Below are 21,581 nucleotides of genomic sequence, written 5' to 3' on the forward strand. Positions count from 1 at the left end.
GGCCACAAGTGGAATCTGTTCTAGTTAGGCTGTAGGTATGAACGCGTGGTTAGTACGTGGCCTCGGCATGGCCCTGATACATGTTGTGTTTCGCGCATTGCTCGGTATGGCGATCGCTCAGTGGCCACTCCAGGGCTCCACCCTGCGATGGCTCTCCCTGTTCATCGTCATCGCACTTGCTGCGATCTGGGGCGGAATCGACGGGATCCGTGATCGTCGCCAGTTCCCCGAGCCGGACGACGGTGCAGACCTCCTGATGCTGTGGCTCAAAGCCGCCGTTGTCGGTGGCTTCGTCGCCGGCGCAGCCAGCTGGCTCCTGAGCCTCGTCCCGGCCCTCGAACTGACCCAACAGGGTCTGTTCTTCGAAATCACCGCCGGTGCGGCCTTCACGATTCTGCTCATCTTCGTTCCCGCGATGGTCGCCGTTACCGTCGGCCGGTTCTTCACGAGCCGTGAGCAGCGCAAGCACGGCACGGCCCCGCAAACTCCGTCGCATGAGCGCCACCATGAACCTGTCCCCGTCAGCGAGGGCTACGACTCCCCCACAACCCAGCACGCGTACAGCGGCGCTGCCATGACGGTCGAGGAATCCGACGCCGACACAACCGTCTTTCCCGCCATCGACCTGGGCAAGCGCGAACAGTAACGTCCACGACTGAGGGCTCCGAGGAAATCATCCTCGGAGCCCTCAGTCGTGTGTAGGTTTCTTGTGTCTACGTACTTCAACCGCGCTCGGCGAGGAACCTGATCGCCAGTGGGTATCCGGCAACACCCAACCCGACGATCACGCCGGCCGCGATAGGACTGAGGAGAGAATTGTGCCGAAACTCCTCGCGCGCATGAACATTCGAGATGTGAACCTCGACCAGACCGGCGGTGAGCTCGACGCACGCATCACGCAATACGACAGAGGTATGAGTCAATCCGCCGGCGTTGAGAATTACCGGTTCGCCGGCATCCGCCGCGTCGTGAATCCAGCCGAGCAGGTCGCCTTCGTGATCGCTCTGACGAACAACCACCTCGACGCCCAATTCCTTACCGGCCGCGACACACAGTTCGACCAGATCGTCGTGCGTGGTCGCGCCGTACACCTCCGGCTGACGCTTACCGAGGCGGCCGAGATTCGGTCCGTTGACGACGTTGATTTTCACAGGCGAACCGTTCCGCCGGATGCCCTGGGCGGGCGGGCAATAGCCGAGTACGCCGCAACCAGCAGCGACGGATCCGGGCCTTCGAGCCTGCCGGGCTTGGCCAAGCCGTCGAGAACAACGAACCGCAGCAGTCCGGCACGGTTCTTCTTGTCGGTCTGCATTCCGGCGAGCAACTGAGAAAAAGCATCGTCGTCGTACGACGTCGGGAGCCCCACCAATTCGAGGATCGACTTGTGGCGATCGGCTGTCGCGTCGTCGAGGCGCCCGGCCAGGCGACCCAATTCGGCAGCGAACACCAGGCCTACCGACACAGCGGCGCCGTGACGCCACTTGTACTGCTCACGGCGCTCGATCGCGTGTGCCAGCGTGTGTCCGTAGTTGAGGATTTCGCGCAGATCCGACTCGCGAAGATCGGCTGCGACAACCTTGGCCTTGACCTCGACGGAACGTCGAATCAGTTCGGGCAGAACAGTTCCCGACGGATCCAGCGCAGCCTTCGGGTCTGCCTCGATCAGGTCCAGGATGACAGGGTCGGAAATGAAGCCGGTCTTGATGACCTCTGCCAAACCGGCGACGATCTCGTTATGCGGCACCGTCTCGAGAGTCGCGAGATCGATGAACACCGCGCCCGGTTCGTGGAACGCACCGACGAGGTTCTTGCCGGCTTCGGTGTTGATGCCCGTCTTGCCGCCCACTGCCGCGTCGACCATCGCCAGCAATGTGGTCGGAACGTGCACAACCTTGACGCCGCGCATCCATGTTGCTGCCACAAAACCGGTGAGGTCTGTCGCGGCGCCGCCGCCGAGGCTCATGATCGCGTCGCTGCGGGTCAGGCCGATACGTCCCAACACGTCCCAGCAGAAGCCGGCCACAGCCAGATCCTTGCCGTCCTCGGCGTCCGGGATCTCGATGCGATGCGCGTCGATTCCCTTCTCCGCCAATGCGCCGCGCACGGCCTCAGCGGTTTCCGCGAGCGGTGGCTGATGGAAAATTGCGACGGTCCGCGTGCCCTCCAACTCGGCGACGATGTCGCCGAGCAGACCGCGCCCGATCACAACCGGGTAAGGACTTGCGGTCTTCACCTCTACAACTACGGGTTCGGTCACTGCTCCACTGCTCCGCTCCGGTTGATCATTTGTCTTCAAGTTTGGATACCAACTGCGCGACGACGCGCGACGGACTCCGACCGTCTGTGCGTATCCGGATGGTGGCGGCACGCCGGTACAACGGACGCCGACGCCGCATCAATTCCTGATATTTCACCTTGGGATCGCCGCCCGCCAGAAGCGGTCGGTGATTGTTGGCACCTGTCCGGCGCAGCCCTTCGGCGACACTGATCTCGAGGTAGATCACGGTGTGACCGTCGAGCAATGCGCGCGTGCGCTCCGACAAGATCGCACCGCCACCGAGCGAGACAATGCCGTCCGTGCTGGCCAACGCTTCCCGAACCACATCTTCCTCGATCTCACGAAAGCGTGGCTCGCCGTCGTGCGTGAAGATGTCGGGAATCGTCCGTCCGGTCGTCTTTTCGATCTCGGCGTCAGTGTCAACCAGGTCGAGTTCCAACGCCTGCGCGATACGACGGCCGATGGTCGACTTACCAGCGCCGGGTGGCCCGATAAGTACAGCTTTCGGTTTCATCGTGGCAGGACCTTCCGCTCGGACGCTCTCAGCGAGGCGGTCGGGCTGCGATACCGTCGGCGTAGCGCCGGTAGTTCGCTGTGGTCTCGGCAATGGAATCACCGCCGAACTTTTCGAGTGCGGCTTGAGCGACAACAAGCGCAACCATGGATTCCGCAACAACACCGGCAGCCGGAACCGCGCAGACGTCACTGCGCTGATGGATGGCAACTGCCTCTTCACCGCTTTCCATGTCGACCGTCGCCAATGCGCGCGGCACCGTTGAGATCGGCTTCATCGCGGCGCGAACCCGCAGTGCCTCGCCGTTGGTCATGCCGCCTTCGATACCGCCTGCGCGGTTGGTGGAACGGACAATGCCGTCCGGGCCGGGGCGGATCTCGTCGTGAGCTTCGCTGCCGCGGCGACGCGCGGTCTCGAAACCGTCGCCGACCTCGACACCCTTGATGGCCTGAATTCCCATGAGGGCAGCAGCAAGTCGCGCGTCGAGACGCTCGGCGCCGCTGACAAACGTTCCGATACCGACAGGCAGGCCGTGAATGACAACCTCGACGACGCCACCGAGGGTGTCGCCGTCCTTCTTAGCCGCTTCGATTTCGGCGATCATCGACTCTTCGGCGGCCTTGTCGAAAGCGCGGACCGGGCTCGCGTCGATCGCGTCCAGATCCTTGCCCTCGGGAACCGGTCCGACATAGGGCTCGGATGCACCGATGGAGATGACGTGCGAGACAACCTCGACGCCGAACACCTGACGCAGGAAAGAGCGAGCCACGGTTCCGGCAGCAACACGGGCAGCGGTCTCACGAGCACTCGCACGCTCGAGAATGGGACGGGCGTCATTGAAGCCGTACTTGAGCATGCCGCTGTAATCGGCGTGGCCGGGACGCGGACGCGTCAACGGTGCATTACGGGCCTGATCGGCGAGCAGATCCGGATCGACCGGGTCTGCGGACATGATGGTTTCCCACTTCGGCCACTCGGTGTTGCCGATTTCGATGGCAACGGGGCCACCGAGCGTAAAGCCGTGGCGGACACCACCGATGATGGTGACCTTGTCAGCCTCGAACTTCATCCGCGCGCCACGGCCATAGCCGAGTCGACGACGGGCAAGTTCGGACGAGATGGCCTCAGAGGTCACTTCGACCCCCGCAACCATGCCCTCGAGCATCGCGACGAGGGCGGGACCATGGGATTCTCCAGCAGTTATCCAACGCAGCACGACGACTATCTTTCCACGTCGCGGACTGTGGTTGTGACAGTGGTCCTTCGACCTCTGCCCGATTGCTCGATGTCACACCGGAAGGGGCATTGAGTGTGCGACGTCCTCCAAGTCTCCTCGAACGCAGTTGAAGGGTTGACGGCCCCTCCGACGGGTCGCCACGAAGATCGGGTGCCAGCCCCATCCACCACGACACCTCGAACGTAAACGTAAAGGCACGGTCCCGGAACGTCCCCGCGGGGACGCGGCTCTCACTTACTGCACCGAAGCAGTTTCCCCAACAGCTGGATACGAGCCCAACTCGACGGTGACCTTGTCGTCGAAGAACACGAGTTCTTGGACAAGCTCCTCGACCAACTCAGCACAGCCGACAATTAGGTCAGTAGTTGTCCTAGCTGCCTCGTAACGTGGTTTCCAGAAGCGACCAGGGCGCCCTCTACAGAAAAGAGCAGAAAATGGCCTCTGTGCAGAAAGAGATCGTTATCGATGCGGACCCTGCGGACGTGTGGGGCGTTATCAGCGACTTCGCTGACGGGCCCGTTCGGATGGCGCCGGGATTCGTGATCAACAGCAAACTCGAAGAGCCCGAAATCAGAATCGCCACTTTCTCGGACGGAACCGTCGCGCGTGAACGGCTCGTCGCTCTCGACGACCCATCGCGCCGACTCGCCTACTCCGTCATCGGTGGCACCATGGCGCCGACACACGACAACGCGTCGATGCAAGTCTTCCCCCACAGCGACGGGCGCAGCCGATTCGTGTGGATCCACGACGTACAACCGGATGACCTCGCCACTGCGATGGGCGCCGCAATGGAACACGGCCTGGGCATCTTCAAACAGACAATGGAGGCCATCCGATAAGCCTCGAGTTCTCTTGTCCCACATCGAAGCACCTCACATCCCGATATCAACAGAAAGCGACATGTCGGACACGATCCGCCGATAGGCTCGGCTCGACAACTGGACAAACTACGAGAGGCACTCCATGGGATCTCTGAACGAATGGCTACTCAACAGCGATGGCGCATTCTCGGGAATTGTCGGCGGCATCCTCCTGACGATCGCGATGCTCTCGGGCGGCTCGGGCATGTAATCCACCACCGCGCCCCTGGGAAATCCGAGGGCGCGGTGACCGGTATTGAATGATCCCGTCATCCAAGACCGGGTTCAGGGACCCGCACGACGGTTCGAGGCTGAAACAGGCCGAAAAAGCATGACCAGAGCCACAAAAGCCATCGCTCTGTGTCGCACTTCACTTTCGTATCTCACCCATCGGGAAGTCGCATTCGGCATTGTCCGATCGCTGATTATCTACGGCTCTCAGTGCAACTGCCCAGGCAGTGCCGCCTGTGAACTGCTGTGCCGTCTGCAAAAGGAGAACCTCGAAGTGAAGCCCAACAAGACCACGAAGCTGGTTGTGGCGATTGCCGCCACCGCCGCTCTGGTGTCCGCCTGTTCCGGTGCTCGTGGTGACGACCCGTCAGCGACGTCGAACGGTGCATCCGTTGCGACAGCGGACGCGGCGTCGAAGAGTTCCGATGCCAAGTTCGGAACCCTGGATTCGCCGTGCGGCGACGGAGATGCGAAGGGCGCGACGGATCAGGGTGTCAGCGACACCGAGATCAAGATCGGCTTCGGCGACGACCGCGGCTACGTGAAGTCGCCAGGCCTCAACAAGGAGATGAGTGACGCCGTCAGCGCGCTCATCTCGTGGTGCAACGATCAGGGCGGCATCAACGGCCGCAAGGTTGTCGGCACCGACTACGACGCGGCGATGACGCAGGCCAACTCGGTCATGCAGGAAGCCTGCGCCAGCCAGTTCATGTTGGTCGGTCACGGATTCGCGATGGACCAGACCGCAGAGCAGACCCGCGTGGCCTGCAACATGGTTGCCGTTCCCGGATTCACGGTGTCACCGGACGCAACCAATGGTCCGATGTCATTCCAGGGTGTGCCGATGCCCGTCGACTACTCCAATGCGGCAGCATGGTTCCAGATGGCCGAGATGCACCCGGACCTGCTGAACGACTTCGACGTCGTCAACAGCACGATGCCGGCAATCATCAACTCCACCACCAAGACACGCGCGATGGCCGCGGCTGCGGGCTTCAAGCTCAAGGACTGCGGCGTGACCCTGAACTACGAGGGCGAATCCAGCTACGTGCCGTTTGCCGAGAAGTTCAAGGAATGTGGCGTCAAGGGTATCTGGACCTCGCGTTCGGCCAGCCCGGCCGAGCTGAACTTCGTCAAGTCTCTCGATCAGGTCGGTATGGACCCGATCTTCTTCGGTGAGGCCACCTGGTACGGCGAGGCTGTTTCGGCCTGGAACAAGGACACCGGACTGCTCGACAACCTGAACGCGGACATGATTTTCCAGATGCTCGAGAATGCCGACAAGGTTCCGGCTGTGAAGCAGTACTCCGACCTGGTATCCGCAGGTGGCGGCAAGACGGCACTCCTCGGTATGCAGGCTGCATCGTCGTTCCTGCTCTGGGCCACCGCGGCGGATGAGTGCGGCAGCGACCTGACGCGCCAGTGCATGGTCAACGAACTGTCGTCGATCCACGACTGGGACGGCGGCGGATTGCACGCTGTTACCGATCCGGGCAAGAACATGCCGGCCACCTGCGGCCTCATGACAGCGCTGAAGGGCGCCGAATACTCACAGGTTTTCCCGGCGAAAGCCGGCGAGTTCAAGTGCGACCCCAAGTACCTCATCGCCAACGACAAGAGCATCTGGGGCACCGATCTGGATGCCGATCGCATCTCCACGAAGTACCTCAACGCGAACGTGATCAAGCCGCAGGCCTAATTCGCAGGACGCCGGTGGCGCTCATCGAGTGCCACCGGCGGTCATATGTGACGATCGGCAAACGATCCGGCGCAGCACTGGCTGATCGACCATGTCAGCGGCTTCCTACAGGTAGCGTCCCCACGACGATCCGTCGTATTTGCCCGGATCGAGACCTGGGACGAAAGGTACGGAGTATGTCCACCCTTCGCGATGCACGGTTGACCGGTGACGAGGTCATCAATACCTCGTTCGGCACAATCGAACTCGAGCACACATTCCCGACCGACGCGTCCGCCGAATTACTCTTCGACCAACTAGATGTACAGCGCGCCGCCCAGGCCTATCTGTGGGCGCTTCCGCTCGTCGGGTTCGTCACCTGGCGCGACCGCGCAGCAAAAACGTTTGGCGCCAACAACTTCGGCGACTTCGTCGTGTACGAGACTTTACGGGAGAAGCGAGGCATCGTCACCGCAAACCTCACCACGCCGTACATCATCAATTTCAGCACTCTCGCTGACGGACCGGTTCTCATCGACTACCCCGCCGGCCCAACCGCGGGCGGCGTCCTGGACTTCTGGCAGCGACCAGTGGTCGATCTCGGCCTGACCGGGCCTGACCAAGGCAAGGGTGGCGGCTACGTCATCCTCGGCCCGAACGACGATGCCGCACCGTTCGAGGACTCCGGTAGATATGTGGCACGTTCGGCGACAGTCAATATCTTTATTGCGTTCCGGGTGCTAACCCAGGACGCGGACGTGATGGCCTCGTCAAAACGAGGCCTCGCTCTCGCGCGGATCGGTTCCGCGCCCACACCCGTGAACTTCATCGAAGGGGTCGATACCGAATGGAGCGCAACACCATCGCGCGGCCTCGGCTATTGGGACGACCTCGCGACGGTATTGGGTGAAGAACCTGTCCGAGAAGTCGACAAAGCCCTGATGGCGATGCTCGAGCCCCTGGGTATCGTCAAAGGCGAATCGTTTGCACCTGATGAGCGCCAGCAGCGGCTTCTCCTCGAGGGCGCCGCGCTCGGCGAGTTGCTGGTCCGCACCATGCAGGTCAACCCGCGGCACACGACCCCCTACTGGGCAGGTACGAGCTGGTACAAACTCATCGACTTCGAGATCGAACAGGAGACCGACACAATTCTGCAACTCGATCAGCGCGCCACTCTGTTCTACGAGGCAGTCACGACCACCAAGGGCATGGTTCACCCAACTCCCGGTGTCGGGCAGGTCTACCTGACCTCGAAGCGGGACAGCGAGGGTCGCCTGGTGCGCGCCGACCGGACCTATCGCCTGCACGTGCCCGCCGACGTACCCGTCGCACAGTTCTGGTCTCTCACTCTCTACAGCGAGAACACACGTCGGCCGTATGAGAACGGCGGCAATGACATTCGCAGTGTCAGCCTGGACAGCCGGGACGAGATGTTGGACTTCAACGAAGATGGCAGCATCGACCTCTACATCGGTCCGTCGGCACCCGAAACAGCCGACAACAATTGGATGAAGACGGTTGCCGAGGACGGCTGGTTCGTCTACTTCCGCATGTACGCGGCCACCGAGCCCTTCTTCGACAAATCCTGGTCACTCCCAGACTTCGACGAAATCCGGTAACACTGTCGCCGCTCAGGAAGCGACCAGATCGTCGATCTGGTTGATCGCCGACGAAGCACCCTCGACGACACCCATATCAAGCACCTGCTGCAACGCCTCGACGGATTCGTAAGTGCTCACGTAGGTCGCGCGCGTGCCACCGTCGTGCTCGGTGAAAGTGAAGACGTTCTTCGAAACCGGCATCTCGGGATTCGGGGTGAAATCCTCGTCGGCGAAGCCGTCATCGAACGAGAAGCTCGTCGGTTCGTCGGTGGCCGTAATCTCCCAGTAGCCTGCAAATTTCTCACCATCCGGGCCGGTCATATAGTAGGTCGTGCGACCCCCGGGAGTGAGGTTGTGCTCCACCACGGTCGCCGGGTAAGTCGGTGGGCCCCAAACCTTCTCCAACTGGCGTGGGTCGGCGTAGACCTGCCAGATACGTTCCACCGGCGCGGCGAATTCCGCGACGATGGTCAATGTTCGGGTGTCTACGTCCTGCTGGACATCGGTAACAGGCATGGTTCAGCCCTCCTTGGGCGAGTCGAATGCGATGAGTTCGTCAATACGTCCGATGCGGCCGCGCCACGCTTGCTCCAGTTCGGTGAGCATGGCCGCCACCGACCGCAACGCCGTCACGTCGCCGCTGGCGAGATGCTCTCGACCGGTGCGTCGCTTGGTGATGAGGCCGGCTTTCTCCAGCACAGCGACATGCTTCTGCACGGCAGCGAAGCTCATGTCGTACTTCGCAGCGAGCGCAGAAACCGAGTGCTCCCCGGCCAGCACACGGCGCATAATGTCGCGCCGCGTCCGGTCCGAAAGCGCACGGAACAGTGCGTCCGCGCGATCCTCGTCGTCTCCGTTCACACCACAAACATACAACCAAATGGTTGTATATGTCGACCGTCGAGACGCACCCGTGGGCTCACACCGCGATTTCCGTCAGGGTGCGAGATACAACCGGGCCCGAGCAGCACACCCGGGTTTACCGTCACCGTTTCGATCGGCCCTCCTGCCGAAGTCTGGTACGCCATCAGGGAATGCTCGCCAGGGGAAGTGGGAGTCCAGAAAGATGCTCCATCGACAAAAGCCACAACGGCGTTCTTGGAGCGTTCGGAACCGTTCTGAGTAAAGACACCCGGCGCATCAACCGACTCCACGGTGGTCGGCGGCGGCTCTCCTCTTGCGACGGCACTGACGTCCGATTTCTCCCACACTGACTTAAGCGGTATCGGCGCCGACGTTGCACACCTCGCAGCAACGCTCAACCCTCCTGCAGGACAATCAATGCCACCAAAATTGCACCGCGCATGGGCACCCGGTAGGTCGCCGACCTCCACGCCGCACTCGAGGCGCAGCCCGTTGCTGTTCCAGGAACGACAGCTGCCGAGATCGTGGTCCCAAAACGTGCTGATTCGCTGAAAGCGATTCTTCAGCAACGCAAATCAATCAGCGAGGACGTGGAGAGGATGCCAGAAGACCACACTCTTTCCCGGTTGATCTCCACGCCGGGCATCGGGGTCTTCGGCCGGCGCACGAATCTTGCTCAAGTCGGCGATGATTCAGCATTCGCCTCCACCGCTCACCTCGCCGCCTACGCCGGGATCGCACCCGCGACCCACTGCTCGGGGACTTCGATCCACAGGGAACACCCCGCCCGATCAGGTAATCGCAAACTCAAACGCGCCCTGTTCCTTTCAGCGTTCGCCGCACTGCACGACACCGCCAGTCGCACCTACTACTGCCGAAAGCGAGCCGAAGGAAAAAAGCTTGGGCGCCGCCCTCATCTGCCTCGCCAGTCGCCGCTGCGATGTCCTCTACGCCATGCTCACGAACCCTATCGATCACCCGCCGTGACTTCCGCTTGACGAAAACAATGCTTGACGAAACAATAGGGACACCCCCGACGCCTCGATTGCCGGCCGACCGTCCTGCCGACAGTCCGGGTGCGCCACCGCCGATTTCGATCGCACCACAAAACGCCTGCTCTTCTCAGTCACAACGAGGGTTTGAGGTCGCGACCCCTCTGATCGCTTACTGACACCGGCGTGCCATTCTAACCACCACGCACTCTGCACAGTGCACGCATGCGCTTCTCCCCATCGAACAGTCAGCTCTGGCGTGGAGCATTCATATCGCGTCGGGATGTTTGCAGCGAAGCTTCGGATTTCGGTGGACGAGGCTTTAGTACGCCCACGGGCGATGGCGTTTTTCGCAGCAACGTCGTACCGCTGCGATCGTGTGAGACGTCATCGGCGGTGAGGTTTCGACGATGGCGTCACCCCGCCATCGCTCCCGGGCCATCATCGAGACGTGTCATATAGTGGCCGGAGAAGACCGGCCACAACTCGTGGCGGCCGACGCGCCGCTGCGCGCACAGCGAACCAGTTGCGCTAACTGCCGAGCGCTCCCGGTGCGGCGCGGAAACTTCCGCCTCGCGCCGCCGGTAATGCTCAGCGCGAGAAGCGGTACGGTTCCTGCATCTCCGCATTGTTGATGGCGCGACCTAGCCAGATCGCAACGCAGGCACCCACTGCGGTCCACCCGACGATAATTTCGGCAATCCACCACATGCTAGGACCTTGACACGCAACGCACCGACGTACTGGACTTTGATCCCGCGAGACGCGAATGAAAGTCTCCCGCAACGCAATTGTGACCTGCCCCTTCACACTCACGTCGGGCGGCTCTTGCCGTACATGTGACGCAGATAACCGCAAACGCAGTGAAAATGTACAGTGCAATGACTAGCCACGTTTGCAATCGGGCTGTCGGTTCTGCGCGCCTCACCGCGCTTAACCTCAGCCCTGTGATGTTTCGTCATTGGCGGATCGTCTCATGTACCGATCCTTCGGACGTCAACGCGTGAAGGCTTCGTCCCTAAGGCTCGCCCGGTGTCGCCGAAATAGCGATGTCGTTTAGCCTGCACGCGGCGATAAATACGCGTTCCGGCCCCTCATGGGAGGTCATAGGGCATTTGATGCGCATTGAACACCGAGCAATCCCCGAACCCATCAGCCGTTCTCTCGCATTCGCAATTAACTCATGACGAATCTAACGCAGCGGCCCGGAAGCATCCCGGAGCAATAACGGCCCTCGGCCGATATCCCTACATCGACAGACAGTCGGGCAGCCCGTGCTCTGCACAAACGCGGGCGCTGACGCACCCGGAAATCATCACCATTCTCAAATCAACTATTCCCAAACATCATTGGAAAATTTGAACCCGAAGCAAAACCCCCTTTCTTTCAGGGATTCGCGTAGCCGGTTCACGAATGCAGACCACCCGAATGCGCCGAGCAGTCGAAAAATGTCATGTGCGCATGCCGAGGGAGAGGATCGCACTGTGATCGCCTGCGGGGGAACGTCGGATGTGCGGAATGAAAACGATTGTTTGCGGAACCTTGTATCCGGCAAGATTTTCCGATACTGCTCAGTCAGGTCTTCGGTATCGACGACTTCGGAGAAGCCCTCCGGGATCCAACACGAATGGCATTCCGGCACTGAACGTTATGTATCAACGCCTCTCGGACAATCAGTGTGAAGCACAGAGCGTGAAAAATTGAAGGTTCCTTCCCTGATGACACAGCCACCAGAGAGTCTTGACATATTAAGGTTGCAACCTTAATGTGTGGGTATGACGCAGACCACGTCTCGACTGGCGATGATCGAAGCGGCCGAACACATCGTCGCCGAACGTGGCTTGCACGCACTGACTCTCAAGGACGTCCAACTCACAGCGAACCAATCGAACAAATCTGCAGCGAAATACCATTTCGGTTCCCGGGAGGGTCTCATCGAAGCCCTTGTCGAAGCTCGGATGTCCCCCGTTGATACGCGTCGACAAGAAAAGCTCGACGAGATAACGCGACTGGGCACGCCGCCTACTACCCGACAAGCCGTCGAGGCCCTTGTCCGGCCGTTGGCAGCCGAAACTCTCGGTCGCTCCGGTAGTCGCTACGCGCGGTTCCTTGTCCAAGCCCTGTTCAATCCCGCTCTCGCTGACATGATTGAGAAGCACCTGAGAGCAGAAAGCTACAAGCACGTCCGGCAGTTGCTGATCGAACTCTGTCCGGCACCGAACCCGATCGCGATCTGGCGCACCGATGGCATCGTCATGCACAACATGACAGTGCTCGCGGCACACGAAGGAAGCGATCGCACTCCCGCAGAGAGTACGGCGATCGTCTGCGATCTCGTCGATACCTGCGTGGCCATGCTCGAGGCACCGACCTCGATGACAACCAAATCCTCAGGAGCATCCTCATGACATATGCACTTCCCGCTACTGCAGCACCCACACCGACCGATCCCCTCGCATACTTCGGACCGATCATCGCCCCGCGAACCGCAGAGAATGTGGAAACTCCTCCCTACGAAGTGTTCTCACTAGAACCACAGACACCGACCATCGGTGCCGAAATCTCCGGAATACGACTGGGCGGAAATCTGTCGGACGAGGTCATGGCGGAACTGCGCCGCGCACTGCTCGAATGGAAAGTCCTGTTCTTCCGGGACCAGGACATCGAACGCGCGGACCACCGTGCCTTTGCCGAAGCATGGGGAGACCTCGAACAGCACCCGTTCTACCAGTACACCCAACCAGGACAAAGCGACGTCGACGTCGCCACCCTCGCCAAGGACGCAGCCGCCGTCGGCGCCGAGAACATCTGGCACAACGACGTCACATGGCACGAATTCCCCTCGTTCGCAGCAGTTTTACGTGCCATCGAGATCCCCACTGTCGGCGGCGACACACTCTGGGCCGACACCGGCGCGGCATACGACTTGCTTCCCGGCGACATCAAGGCCCGGATCGATCACCTCGAAGCCGAACACGACTGGATCACCTCGTTCGGGTCCGGGATGCCACAGGAAGCGATCGACAAGCTCCGACCGAGCTTCCCACCGGTGCACCACCCCGTTGTGCGAGTGATCCCGGAAACCGGTCGGCGCGTACTTTTTGTCAATGTTGCATTCACACAACGAATTCTGGGTGTATCAGAGCAGGAATCAAACGAACTCCTGCGCCTGCTGTACCGTCACCTGATGCGCCCTGAGTTGCAGGTTCGGTTGCGGTGGAAGCCGAATACCATCGCTTTCTGGGACAACCGGACGTGCCAGCACTACGCGTCGAGCGACTACTACCCCGCGCGCCGTGTGATGGAACGCATTTCGATCATAGGAAGCAAGCCCACCGGCATCTCGCGGTAACCCGGCAGGGAACTGCGACTTCGCATCGCGACGAGCCAAGAGCGAATCGTCGCCACCTCGGCTGGTCATTGCATTCTCGGGACTTCGCAGCTTTCGAGACCATCCGAGTTTCGCGCGCTGAGGAACATAACGCCCGATCCGGGCCCGCACATGGCATACATCTGCCGTAATGCGCTTGTGGACAATGCTTTTGACTCGCGGTGGTCACCGGTGTTAATTCGGATGATCCACTGCAGCCCAGAACCAAGATATGACTACCGCCCCATCTCCGGATTCCCTATCTTCCGGCCATTTACAGGAGTGTCCCCGTGACCGAAGTACCCGCCTTACCTGTCCACACTGATCTGCGGTTCATACTCGAGTCGCGCAGCAGCTGTCGTGCGTTCCAACCGGACCCCGTTCCGCGTGAGATGATCGAGCAGATCCTCGAGATGGCACAGCGCACTCCCTCATGGTGCAACACGCAGCCCTGGCAGGTTTCGATCACCGAAGGGCAAGGCACCGAGCGCTTCCGGAAGGGACTCGCCGAGTATGTTCAAACGTCCCCGCAGGCACCGGATTTCCCTTTCCCAGCCGAGTACCGGGGTGTGTACGGCGCGCGCCGTAAGGAGTGCGCGATGCAGTTGTATTCGAGCGTGGGCATCGCGGCGGGTGATCGCCAAGCCTCGTCCGAGCAGACCATGAAGAACTTCGATCTGTTCGACGCTCCCCACGCCGCGATCATCACCACCGACGAGGCACTCGGCGTTTACGGCGCGATCGACTGTGGCTTGTACGTCAACACATTCCTGCTCGCCGCGCACAGCCTCGGTGTCGCCGCTGTTCCGCAGGCTGCTCTCGCCGGGAGCGCGCCTTACCTGCGTAATTTCTTCGACCTTCCCTCTAGCCGAAAGGTGGTGTGCTCGATCTCGTTTGGCTATGCCGACGAATCCCACCCCGCCAACGGCTTCCGCACCGATCGGGCGGACATCGGAACAGTCGTGGACTGGGTGTCCTGAGCTGACGGCCCGCCGCTGCCCCAGTCTTCGTTCCACTCGAGAAGGATCCCTCACATGTCGTTGAACCTTGCAGACCTCTTCGAAGCCGTTGTCGACAAACTTCCCGACCGCACCGCCCTGGTCTGCGGCGATGAGCGTCGCACGTTCTCCCAGCTCGACCAACGGGCCAACCGACTCGCGCACTACCTCGCCAAGCAAGGTGTCCAGGTGGGTGAACATGTCGGCATCCACATGCGCAACAGCACCCAGTTCGTCGAGGCCCTGCTGGCATGCCTCAAGATTCGTGCGGTGCCGGTCAACATCAACTACCGGTACACCGAAGACGAGCTGACGTACCTCTACAACAACTCTCAGATCGTCTCGTTGATCGTCGACGGCGAGTTCGTTCCGATCATCGCCGGCGCCCTCCCCGCCTGCCCTGGCATCAAGGACGTACTGGTATTCGGATCCGTGGATGATCCGACGTCGATATCCTTGCCTCTCAATGACTTCGACGACGCGATGCGAACCCAATCGGCGGACCGGGATTTCGGCCCACGCAGCGATGACGACAGATTCGCCATTTACACCGGGGGCACAACCGGAATGCCGAAGGGAGTGGTGTGGCGACACGTGGACTTCTTCATGGCCGCACTCGCGGGTGGAAACCACGGAGGTGCCGCCTTCACCAACACCGCCGACCTCGCCGACGCTGTCGCAGCCAACTCCCACTCCATGGCGTTTCTGCTCCCGGCACCGCTCATGCACGGCGCAGCGGTGTACTCGGTGTTCAGCGGCTTCTTCAGCGGCGCAAAGCAGGTTCTGATGCGCAGCTTCGAACCAGTCGAAGCGCTCCGTCTCATTCAGGACGAGCAGCTTTCCTGCGTCACGGTCGTCGGTGACGCGATGGCACGTCCGTTCACCGATGCGATAGCCCGCCACGGCTCCGACTACGACCTCACCTCGCTGACACTTGTCAGCTCCGGCGGTGCACTGTGGTCACGCAGCTCGAAGAACCAGCTTCTCGAACTGATGCCGAACTTGTTCTTGCGCGACGGATTCGGAGCATCGGAATCCGGGGTGGACGGCACACTCGAGATCGACGCGGACGGCAACATGCGTGTCGTGGGCAACCCCAACATGCTGGTCGTGGATGAAGAACTGCGTCCGATCGAGCCCGGCTCCGAGATGCTCGGATACATTGCTCGTGTTGGACACGTACCACTCGGGTACTTCAACGAGCCGGAGAAGACCGCAGAGACCTTCCCCGTGGTCGACGGGGTACGGATGTCGATCCTCGGCGACATGGGCCGGGTCGAACCGGACGGCTCGATCGTGCTGCTCGGCCGCGGCTCGGTGTGTATCAACACCGGCGGTGAGAAGGTGTTCCCCGAAGAGGTCGAGGCTGCCATCAAGAGTCATCACGCCGTGATGGATGCCGTCGTCGCCGGCACACCGAACGCGCTTTTCGGCGAACAAGTCTCGGCTGTGGTGCAACTTCGCGAGGACTTCGAGGATATCGACACCGATGAGATCGCCGAACATTGCCGGGCCTCGATCGCCGGGTACAAAATCCCGCGTTCGATCGTCGTCGTTCCCGCCATCGTGCGCTCTCCCGCCGGAAAGGCGGACTACCGCTGGGCTCGCGCGACCGTCGCGGAGGTTGTAGGCGCATGAGCGTAATCCAAGAACAGCACGGCAGGATCCTGCTCATCCGCCTCGATCGGGAGAACAAACGCAACGCGATCGACCGCACCATGGCAGAGGGAATCGACGAGGCCCTCAACCGACTCGACGACGATCCGGCTCTGTGGGCCGGAATCATCACAGGGACAACGACGATCTTCAGTGCAGGCACCGACCTGAGCGAGCGCGCCGGCCTGAGAACCGAACGCGGCGGCGAGTACGGGATTATCCGACGGCGGCGGAGCACCCCTCTGATCGCCGCCGTCGAGGGACCGGCCCTCGGCGGAGGATTCGAAATCGCACTTGCCTGCGATGCGCTCATCGCTTCCCGTACAGCAAGTTTCGGCCTCCCCGAGACCCGTCGCGGACTCGTCGCGACATCGGGCGCCCTCTTTCGGGCCGCGCGGGCATTGCCACCGAACATCGCGCGAGAACTACTTATCTCGGGTCGCACACTGGACTCGGACCGGGCCTACCAACTCGGACTGGTCAACGAGGTGGCCGACGCGGGATGCGCGCTCGATCAAGCCATGGCGCTCGCCGAAGACATCTGCCTCTCGTCCCCGATGTCGGTACGTGAGAGTCTGCGTGCGCTACGCACCCTGACCGTCGACGAGGACGCACTCGGATGGCAGGCCACCGAACGAGCGATCGAGGTCTTCCTCGAATCGGACGACATGAAGGAGGGCATCAGCGCATTCTTCGAGAAGCGCCCGCCGCAGTGGCTCGGACACTGAGCCACTGGCACACGACGATGAGACAACAGACGATGAACGAGCTCGTATCGATCAATCCCGCCACGTTCGAGGAGATCGGGCGTATTCCAATCACGACCGAGGAGGAGCTGGATCAGGCCGTCCGGAACGCAGACTCGGCCCTCGCACAGGGTAAGACCGACCGCGCATACCGGCAAGAGCTGCTGCAATCGTGCGCTCTCGAGCTGACACGTAAGAACGCCGAGATCGGGCCCCTGCTGGTGATGGAACAGGGCAAGACGACCACCGAGGCCGGCGGTGAGATGTGGATCAGCGCGAAAAACTTCACACACGCGGCTCAGATCGACTGAGCTGACGAAGAATTCGGTCCCGATCTCGCCGGGCGAAGCCCGCTATCACGCCATCGGGGCGACGCGACTCTGGCCTTTCGCGCAGCGTGCCCATGACAAGATCCTCCGACACCTTGCTTGTCCAGGCTCTCACGATCATATGGCGCCTCATCTGCGCGCCCCGGTGCACCGGGAGGCCGTACTCGCGAAACTGCTGACATGGCCTGATCCACCGGCAACCCCACACGATTTCCGGTGCCGTATGTCAGCGGCTCAGCGCGAGAGTATCGAACAGAATGTAGGCGGCAACGGCGAATACCAGGTACGCGAACCAGCGCTGGAGTGACCCGGTGTTGACGCGGTTGCCGAACCTTCCGGCGACCAAGGAGGCAACGATCGCAGCTCCGCTGAAACTGATCGTGATGGCCGGATCGATGGCGACGCCGCTACCGAGATGTGAGATCAAGCCGGCGGCGGAGTTCGCGACGATGATCAGAAGCGAGGTTCCGATCGCGATCTGCATGTCTATTCCCAACATCAGGACAAGGGCGGGGATGATGAGGAATCCGCCGCCGACGCCGAAGAGCCCGGTCAGCACACCGACGGCGAATCCGGCCGGGATCGCACGAGGTGCGCAGCGACGCCAATTGATACCGGAATCACCTACGCTGCAGGCGGTCCCGGTATTGCCGCGGTCGGCGAGCATACGAGCACCGGCAACGATCATGACCGCGGCGAACCCGGTCATCACGACGGACTGCGGGAGCAGTCGCCCGAGGGCACTACCAATGAAGGTTGCGGGGATACCTGCAGCGGCGAACACGGCGGCCAGTCGCCACTGCACCAGGTGGGCACGAACTTTCGGGATGGCTCCGACGGCGGAGGCGACACCGACCACGATCAGTGAGATCGGGATCGCCTGGTCGATGTCGAGGCCGAGGGCGAACACCAGAACCGGTACGGCGAGAATGGAACCGCCACCGCCGAGGAGTCCGAGAAGGATGCCGATGACAGCGCCGGCCGCGAGTGCGATTGCGAGGGTCATCGGAATCCGTTTCCGTTCATCGGCGGTCGAGGATCTGCCGCGTTGTCACGAGTCAGTGTGGTTGCGTGTTAAGTGAATCGAGCGCAGCTTGCAGTCTGGTGGTCGCTTCGTCGGCGATGGCCCCCAGTGCCGGCTCGCCGGTCACCTCGGCCATGGGGGCGGGGTTCATCGCATCGACGATGACGCTGTTCTCGGCGGTGCGGTCGGCGCGCACGACGACGTTGCACGGCAGCAGTAGTCCGATCTGCCGCATGACGTCGACGGCTCGATGCGCCAACGGCGGATTGCAGGCGCGCAGAATGCGGTAATCCTCGATGTCATGATCTATGTCCTTTTTCGGGGATCCGGGGTCTGGGATCGGTCAGCGGGTGCCGAGTCGTGGGATACCGAGGCGTTGGAGTATCAGGCTCATCGGGCACCACCCCACTGCGCTGTAGAGCAGGAGATTCGCAGCGACGAATGCAGTGAGAATGAGCCACCAGGTGGAGAAGGCGAGTGTCAAGGCCACACTGAGTAAGACGACCACCCCGCCCAGCAGGGGAACGACCCGTTCGATAGTCCAGCCGTGATGCCGAGGGAGAGCTGTCATGATCTGTGTCTTCCTTTCCGATTCGTTGTTCCGCGATACCCGCGGGTCAAGCGAGCGCGAGGAAAAGCTTTTCCAGTTGGGCTTCGGTCATCGGCTCCTTACCGTTCTCGGTATCGCCGGTCATGCATTCGCGCAGGCCGGTAGCGACAATCTTGAAGCCCGCCCGGTCCAGGGCCCGCGAGACCGCGGCGAGCTGACTGACGACGTCTTTGCAGTCGCGGCCCTGTTCGATCATCGAGATCACCCCGGCGAGTTGGCCGTGAGCGCGGCGGAGCCGGTTGAGTACCAATGCGATGCTGTCATCGTCGCCGACCATGGGAATTCCTTTCGAAGATGAATCGCTAAACTAAATTATACCCCTAGGGGTATTTATAGCTCGCGGTTCGGCAGGTCTGTCCGTCACATACCTGCCGAACCGCCGTGGCTGTCGGCCAACTCAGTCAGTGCGAAAAACTGATGTCGGGCAGCACTTTCCGCAACCACGCCGGGGACCACCACGCGGCATGTCCGGTCAACCGCAGTAGCACCGGCAACAGGATGAGGCGGATCAGGACCGCGTCGAGTAGGACTGCGACACCGAGAATGATGCCCATCTCCTTCGGTGGTAACGGGTCAGCGAGCGCGAAAGTGAAGAACACGGCCACCATCACCGCGGCGGCGGCGAAAATCACTCGTCCGGAATGCGCCAAGCCGGCGATGTGTGCGACCTTAGGATCCCCGGACCGTTCGTAGTGTTCTTTCGCCGTCGCGAGGAGGAACACGGTGTAGTCCATGGCGATCGCGAAGATCATCGCGAAGAAGAACACCGGCCCCCAGCCATCGAGAAAGCCCTGCGGGGTGAATCCGAGCAGGGATGCACCGTGCCCGTCCTGGAAGATCAACTTCGCAACGCCGAATGCGGCTGCGGTAGAAAGCAGGCTGACCACGGTGCCCAGGATGGCGATCAGTGGCGCTTGCAGAGCCACCAGCAGCAACACGAACCCGAGCACCAAGATGATGCCGACGATCAGCGGGAAGTAGTCGTTCAGCGCTTGCTGCAGATCGAGGTTCTCCGCCGGCGCGCCGCCCACGAGCGCGCCGGAGGGGAGGTCCGCACGCAAGGTGTCGAGAATGGTGCCCATCTGTGCATCCGACGGGTCGACGGTCGGCATGGCCTGCAACATCACATAGTCACTACCGTCCGGGGCGGGTTGCGGCGGCGTCACCATGGCGATACCTTCGGCCGCGGCGGCAGCCTGCGCCGTCTGCGAGGCTTCGGCGGCGGGAGCGATGATCTGCAGCATCCCCGGCGCACCCTCACCCATCTGGGCCTGGACGAGCTCGTAACCTTGGCGCACCGGGGCGTCGGCGGGGACGACTTCAATGGAAGGCATTGCTACCTTGAGGCCGAGGACCGGGATCGACAACGCGATCAGCACCAGGACGGAACCGATAGCAAACGGCCACGGGTGACGATGCAACATCTCACCCCAGGCGGCGAACCGCGGAGAACGATGCTCTTGCCGCTTCGCGTAGGGAAGCGAGCCGGCGTTGACTTTGCCACCCAGCGCGCCCAGAGTCGCCGGAAGAAGCGTCATCGAGGCCAGCAGAACGAAGAAGACGGCGAGCATGATGCCGATCGCCATCGTCCGCACCGCAGGGGCCGGAACGAGAAGCACGGCCGACAAACTGACCAGCACTGTGATACCGGACAGGACAACGGCTTTGCCCGCCGTGTCCATGGTTTCCGCCACAGCTGCCTGCTTCGAGGAGGCGCGCGCGATCGCGTCGCGGAAGCGGGCGACGATGAACAAGGCGTAGTCGATACCGAGAGCGAGAGCGAACATCATCGCGAAGTTCATCGCCCACACCGATATCGGAGTGACCTGGTTGAGTAGGACCAGGCCACCTGCCGAGGCGACGAGTCCGGCCAGGGTCAACAGCAACGGGAGCCCTGCGGCTACGAGGGACCCGAACGCGAGCACCATGATCGCGAGGGTGACAGGCCAGGAGAACAGTTCGGCCTGAATCATCGCGTCGTGGTTGGCTTTGTTGAAATCACTCCACAGTGCCGAAGCGCCGGTCGGGTAGACCTCGATGCCGTCTCCGGACAGAGCGGTCAACTCCCCCTTGAGATCGTCCACTGCCTTGACCATCTCGTCGGTGGACGCGTTCGCGCCCGCGATGAGAATTCCGGTGTGCCCGTCCGGGCTGATGGACATTCCCGGTTGCGGTGCGATGATGGCACCGAAACGGGTGTCCCCGGCGAAGACATCCGCGACCGCAGTGAGCGTTCGCTGCACTTCGGGACTGTCGACGGTGCGGTCGCCGGAATGGACCACGACCTGGACCGCGGCGGAGGAGTTACCGCCGAAGTGTTCCTGTGCCAGTTCGCGGACCTGGACCGATTTCGACCCGTTGGCTTGCCATCCGGCGCCCGCGAGTGAGCTGAACACCGATGGTGCGGCGGCGCCGAGGGCTACGAGGACGATCAGCCAGACGCCGAATACCCATTTCGCATTGCCTGCCATGGCCGCGCCCATACGCCCGAGCGCTCCGCCGGATGATCGAGAGGCCGACGTAACGCCTTCCTCGACAGTAGATTTGCCGGTCATTGGTTAACTCCTGAAGATGCGGTGAATGGGAGGGG

20 protein-coding genes and 2 pseudogenes are annotated in these 21,581 nt (G+C 61.7%); 11 read left to right on the forward strand and 11 right to left on the reverse strand.

Annotated features, from left to right (window positions below):
* The first annotated feature begins 37 nt into the window (after nt 1-37).
* Nucleotides 38-646, forward strand: a complete 609-nt coding sequence (locus EEB13_RS16205) for a B-4DMT family transporter (protein WP_033232164.1) — start codon at nt 38-40, stop codon at nt 644-646.
* A gap of 76 nt (nt 647-722) precedes the next feature.
* Here EEB13_RS16205 and aroQ read toward each other — a convergent pair whose 3' ends face one another.
* Genes aroQ through aroC form a run of 4 tightly spaced genes read right to left on the reverse strand, consistent with a single transcriptional unit; the run spans nt 723 to nt 4,008 of the window.
* Nucleotides 723-1,151: a type II 3-dehydroquinate dehydratase gene (gene aroQ / locus EEB13_RS16210; RefSeq protein ID WP_138868466.1), complete on the reverse strand. Its 429-nt coding sequence runs from the start codon at nt 1,149-1,151 to the stop codon at nt 723-725.
* Complete coding sequence (gene aroB / locus EEB13_RS16215) at nt 1,148-2,257, reverse strand: 3-dehydroquinate synthase (protein WP_033232166.1); 1,110 nt, start codon at nt 2,255-2,257, stop codon at nt 1,148-1,150. The genes aroQ and aroB overlap by 4 nt, the downstream gene beginning before the upstream one ends.
* Before the next feature lie 25 nt (nt 2,258-2,282).
* A complete protein-coding gene (locus EEB13_RS16220; RefSeq protein WP_033232167.1) occupies nt 2,283-2,792 on the reverse strand; it encodes a shikimate kinase in 510 nt (169 codons plus the stop codon).
* A gap of 28 nt (nt 2,793-2,820) precedes the next feature.
* On the reverse strand, nt 2,821-4,008 hold the full coding sequence (gene aroC / locus EEB13_RS16225) for a chorismate synthase (protein ID WP_033232168.1): 1,188 nt from the start codon (nt 4,006-4,008) through the stop codon (nt 2,821-2,823).
* Nucleotides 4,009-4,463: 455 nt separating this feature from the next.
* Here aroC and EEB13_RS16230 point away from each other — a divergent pair, with 455 nt between their 5' ends.
* The 3 genes from EEB13_RS16230 to EEB13_RS16240 all read left to right on the forward strand — a co-directional run bounded on the left by EEB13_RS16230 (nt 4,464) and on the right by EEB13_RS16240 (nt 8,420).
* Nucleotides 4,464-4,871: an SRPBCC family protein gene (locus EEB13_RS16230; RefSeq protein ID WP_033232169.1), complete on the forward strand. Its 408-nt coding sequence runs from the start codon at nt 4,464-4,466 to the stop codon at nt 4,869-4,871.
* Between the two features lie 526 nt (nt 4,872-5,397).
* Entirely contained in the window at nt 5,398-6,822 is a 1,425-nt protein-coding gene (locus EEB13_RS16235) for an ABC transporter substrate-binding protein (protein ID WP_045068037.1), read from the forward strand.
* 176 nt (nt 6,823-6,998) lie between these two features.
* Nucleotides 6,999-8,420: a DUF1214 domain-containing protein gene (locus tag EEB13_RS16240; protein ID WP_045067671.1), complete on the forward strand. Its 1,422-nt coding sequence runs from the start codon at nt 6,999-7,001 to the stop codon at nt 8,418-8,420.
* Nucleotides 8,421-8,432: 12 nt separating this feature from the next.
* On the opposite strand, the gene EEB13_RS16245 is transcribed toward EEB13_RS16240, so the two are convergent.
* Both EEB13_RS16245 and EEB13_RS16250 read right to left on the reverse strand, forming a co-directional pair.
* Nucleotides 8,433-8,918: an SRPBCC domain-containing protein gene (locus EEB13_RS16245; protein WP_033236248.1), complete on the reverse strand. Its 486-nt coding sequence runs from the start codon at nt 8,916-8,918 to the stop codon at nt 8,433-8,435.
* 3 nt (nt 8,919-8,921) lie between these two features.
* Complete coding sequence (locus tag EEB13_RS16250; protein ID WP_033236247.1) at nt 8,922-9,263, reverse strand: ArsR/SmtB family transcription factor; 342 nt, start codon at nt 9,261-9,263, stop codon at nt 8,922-8,924.
* Between the two features lie 413 nt (nt 9,264-9,676).
* Between EEB13_RS16250 and EEB13_RS16260 the strand changes: the two are divergent.
* The 7 genes and pseudogenes from EEB13_RS16260 to EEB13_RS16290 all read left to right on the forward strand — a co-directional run.
* A pseudogene (locus EEB13_RS16260) lies at nt 9,677-10,253 on the forward strand (transposase); the annotation flags it as partial.
* Between the two features lie 1,780 nt (nt 10,254-12,033).
* Nucleotides 12,034-12,666 carry a TetR family transcriptional regulator gene (locus EEB13_RS16265; RefSeq protein WP_230590342.1) on the forward strand — a complete coding sequence of 211 codons (633 nt, stop codon included), beginning with the start codon at nt 12,034-12,036 and terminating at the stop codon, nt 12,664-12,666.
* A complete protein-coding gene (locus tag EEB13_RS16270; protein ID WP_033236246.1) occupies nt 12,663-13,610 on the forward strand; it encodes a TauD/TfdA dioxygenase family protein in 948 nt (315 codons plus the stop codon). The genes EEB13_RS16265 and EEB13_RS16270 overlap by 4 nt, the downstream gene beginning before the upstream one ends.
* A gap of 308 nt (nt 13,611-13,918) precedes the next feature.
* A complete protein-coding gene (locus EEB13_RS16275) occupies nt 13,919-14,608 on the forward strand; it encodes a nitroreductase (RefSeq protein ID WP_033236245.1) in 690 nt (229 codons plus the stop codon).
* Between the two features lie 54 nt (nt 14,609-14,662).
* Complete coding sequence (locus EEB13_RS16280) at nt 14,663-16,264, forward strand: acyl-CoA synthetase (RefSeq protein WP_033236244.1); 1,602 nt, start codon at nt 14,663-14,665, stop codon at nt 16,262-16,264.
* Entirely contained in the window at nt 16,261-17,010 is a 750-nt protein-coding gene (locus EEB13_RS16285) for an enoyl-CoA hydratase-related protein (RefSeq protein WP_141485810.1), read from the forward strand. The genes EEB13_RS16280 and EEB13_RS16285 overlap by 4 nt, the downstream gene beginning before the upstream one ends.
* A gap of 32 nt (nt 17,011-17,042) precedes the next feature.
* Nucleotides 17,043-17,339, forward strand: coding sequence for an aldehyde dehydrogenase family protein (locus EEB13_RS16290; protein WP_187328575.1), 297 nt, complete (start codon nt 17,043-17,045; stop codon nt 17,337-17,339).
* A gap of 244 nt (nt 17,340-17,583) precedes the next feature.
* Here the strand turns inward: EEB13_RS16290 and EEB13_RS16295 are convergent, their stop codons facing one another.
* From EEB13_RS16295 to EEB13_RS16315, 5 genes and pseudogenes are all read right to left on the reverse strand, one after another.
* The gene (locus tag EEB13_RS16295; RefSeq protein WP_033236241.1) at nt 17,584-18,363 is read right to left on the reverse strand and encodes a sulfite exporter TauE/SafE family protein; all 780 of its coding nucleotides are present in this window, start codon (nt 18,361-18,363) and stop codon (nt 17,584-17,586) included.
* A gap of 52 nt (nt 18,364-18,415) precedes the next feature.
* Nucleotides 18,416-18,685 (reverse strand): annotated as a pseudogene (locus EEB13_RS16300) (DUF302 domain-containing protein); the annotation flags it as partial.
* Between the two features lie 39 nt (nt 18,686-18,724).
* Complete coding sequence (locus EEB13_RS16305; RefSeq protein ID WP_033236240.1) at nt 18,725-18,952, reverse strand: DUF2892 domain-containing protein; 228 nt, start codon at nt 18,950-18,952, stop codon at nt 18,725-18,727.
* Between the two features lie 46 nt (nt 18,953-18,998).
* Nucleotides 18,999-19,268: a metal-sensitive transcriptional regulator gene (locus EEB13_RS16310; protein ID WP_033236239.1), complete on the reverse strand. Its 270-nt coding sequence runs from the start codon at nt 19,266-19,268 to the stop codon at nt 18,999-19,001.
* Between the two features lie 124 nt (nt 19,269-19,392).
* The gene (locus tag EEB13_RS16315) at nt 19,393-21,546 is read right to left on the reverse strand and encodes an MMPL family transporter (protein WP_141485812.1); all 2,154 of its coding nucleotides are present in this window, start codon (nt 21,544-21,546) and stop codon (nt 19,393-19,395) included.
* Nucleotides 21,547-21,581 lie beyond the last annotated feature (35 nt).

The sequence above is a fragment of the Rhodococcus sp. WS3 genome (assembly GCF_003797085.1).
GTDB classification, from domain to species: Bacteria; Actinomycetota; Actinomycetes; order Mycobacteriales; family Mycobacteriaceae; genus Rhodococcus_F; species Rhodococcus_F globerula.

Bases quoted from the DNA above. Each gene is read 5' to 3' on its own strand.
- EEB13_RS16205 (WP_033232164.1), top strand. From the start codon at position 38: ATGAACGCGTGGTTAGTACGTGGCCTCGGCATGGCCCTGATACATGTT.
- EEB13_RS16220 (WP_033232167.1), bottom strand. From the start codon at position 2,792: ATGAAACCGAAAGCTGTACTTATCGGGCCACCCGGCGCTGGTAAGTCG.
- EEB13_RS16230 (WP_033232169.1), top strand. From the start codon at position 4,464: ATGGCCTCTGTGCAGAAAGAGATCGTTATCGATGCGGACCCTGCGGAC.
- EEB13_RS16240 (WP_045067671.1), top strand. From the start codon at position 6,999: ATGTCCACCCTTCGCGATGCACGGTTGACCGGTGACGAGGTCATCAAT.
- EEB13_RS16245 (WP_033236248.1), bottom strand. From the start codon at position 8,918: ATGCCTGTTACCGATGTCCAGCAGGACGTAGACACCCGAACATTGACC.
- EEB13_RS16265 (WP_230590342.1), top strand. From the start codon at position 12,034: ATGACGCAGACCACGTCTCGACTGGCGATGATCGAAGCGGCCGAACAC.
- EEB13_RS16270 (WP_033236246.1), top strand. From the start codon at position 12,663: ATGACATATGCACTTCCCGCTACTGCAGCACCCACACCGACCGATCCC.
- EEB13_RS16280 (WP_033236244.1), top strand. From the start codon at position 14,663: ATGTCGTTGAACCTTGCAGACCTCTTCGAAGCCGTTGTCGACAAACTT.
- EEB13_RS16285 (WP_141485810.1), top strand. From the start codon at position 16,261: ATGAGCGTAATCCAAGAACAGCACGGCAGGATCCTGCTCATCCGCCTC.
- EEB13_RS16290 (WP_187328575.1), top strand. From the start codon at position 17,043: ATGAACGAGCTCGTATCGATCAATCCCGCCACGTTCGAGGAGATCGGG.
- EEB13_RS16295 (WP_033236241.1), bottom strand. From the start codon at position 18,363: ATGACCCTCGCAATCGCACTCGCGGCCGGCGCTGTCATCGGCATCCTT.
- EEB13_RS16305 (WP_033236240.1), bottom strand. From the start codon at position 18,952: ATGACAGCTCTCCCTCGGCATCACGGCTGGACTATCGAACGGGTCGTT.
- EEB13_RS16310 (WP_033236239.1), bottom strand. From the start codon at position 19,268: ATGGTCGGCGACGATGACAGCATCGCATTGGTACTCAACCGGCTCCGC.
- EEB13_RS16315 (WP_141485812.1), bottom strand. From the start codon at position 21,546: ATGACCGGCAAATCTACTGTCGAGGAAGGCGTTACGTCGGCCTCTCGA.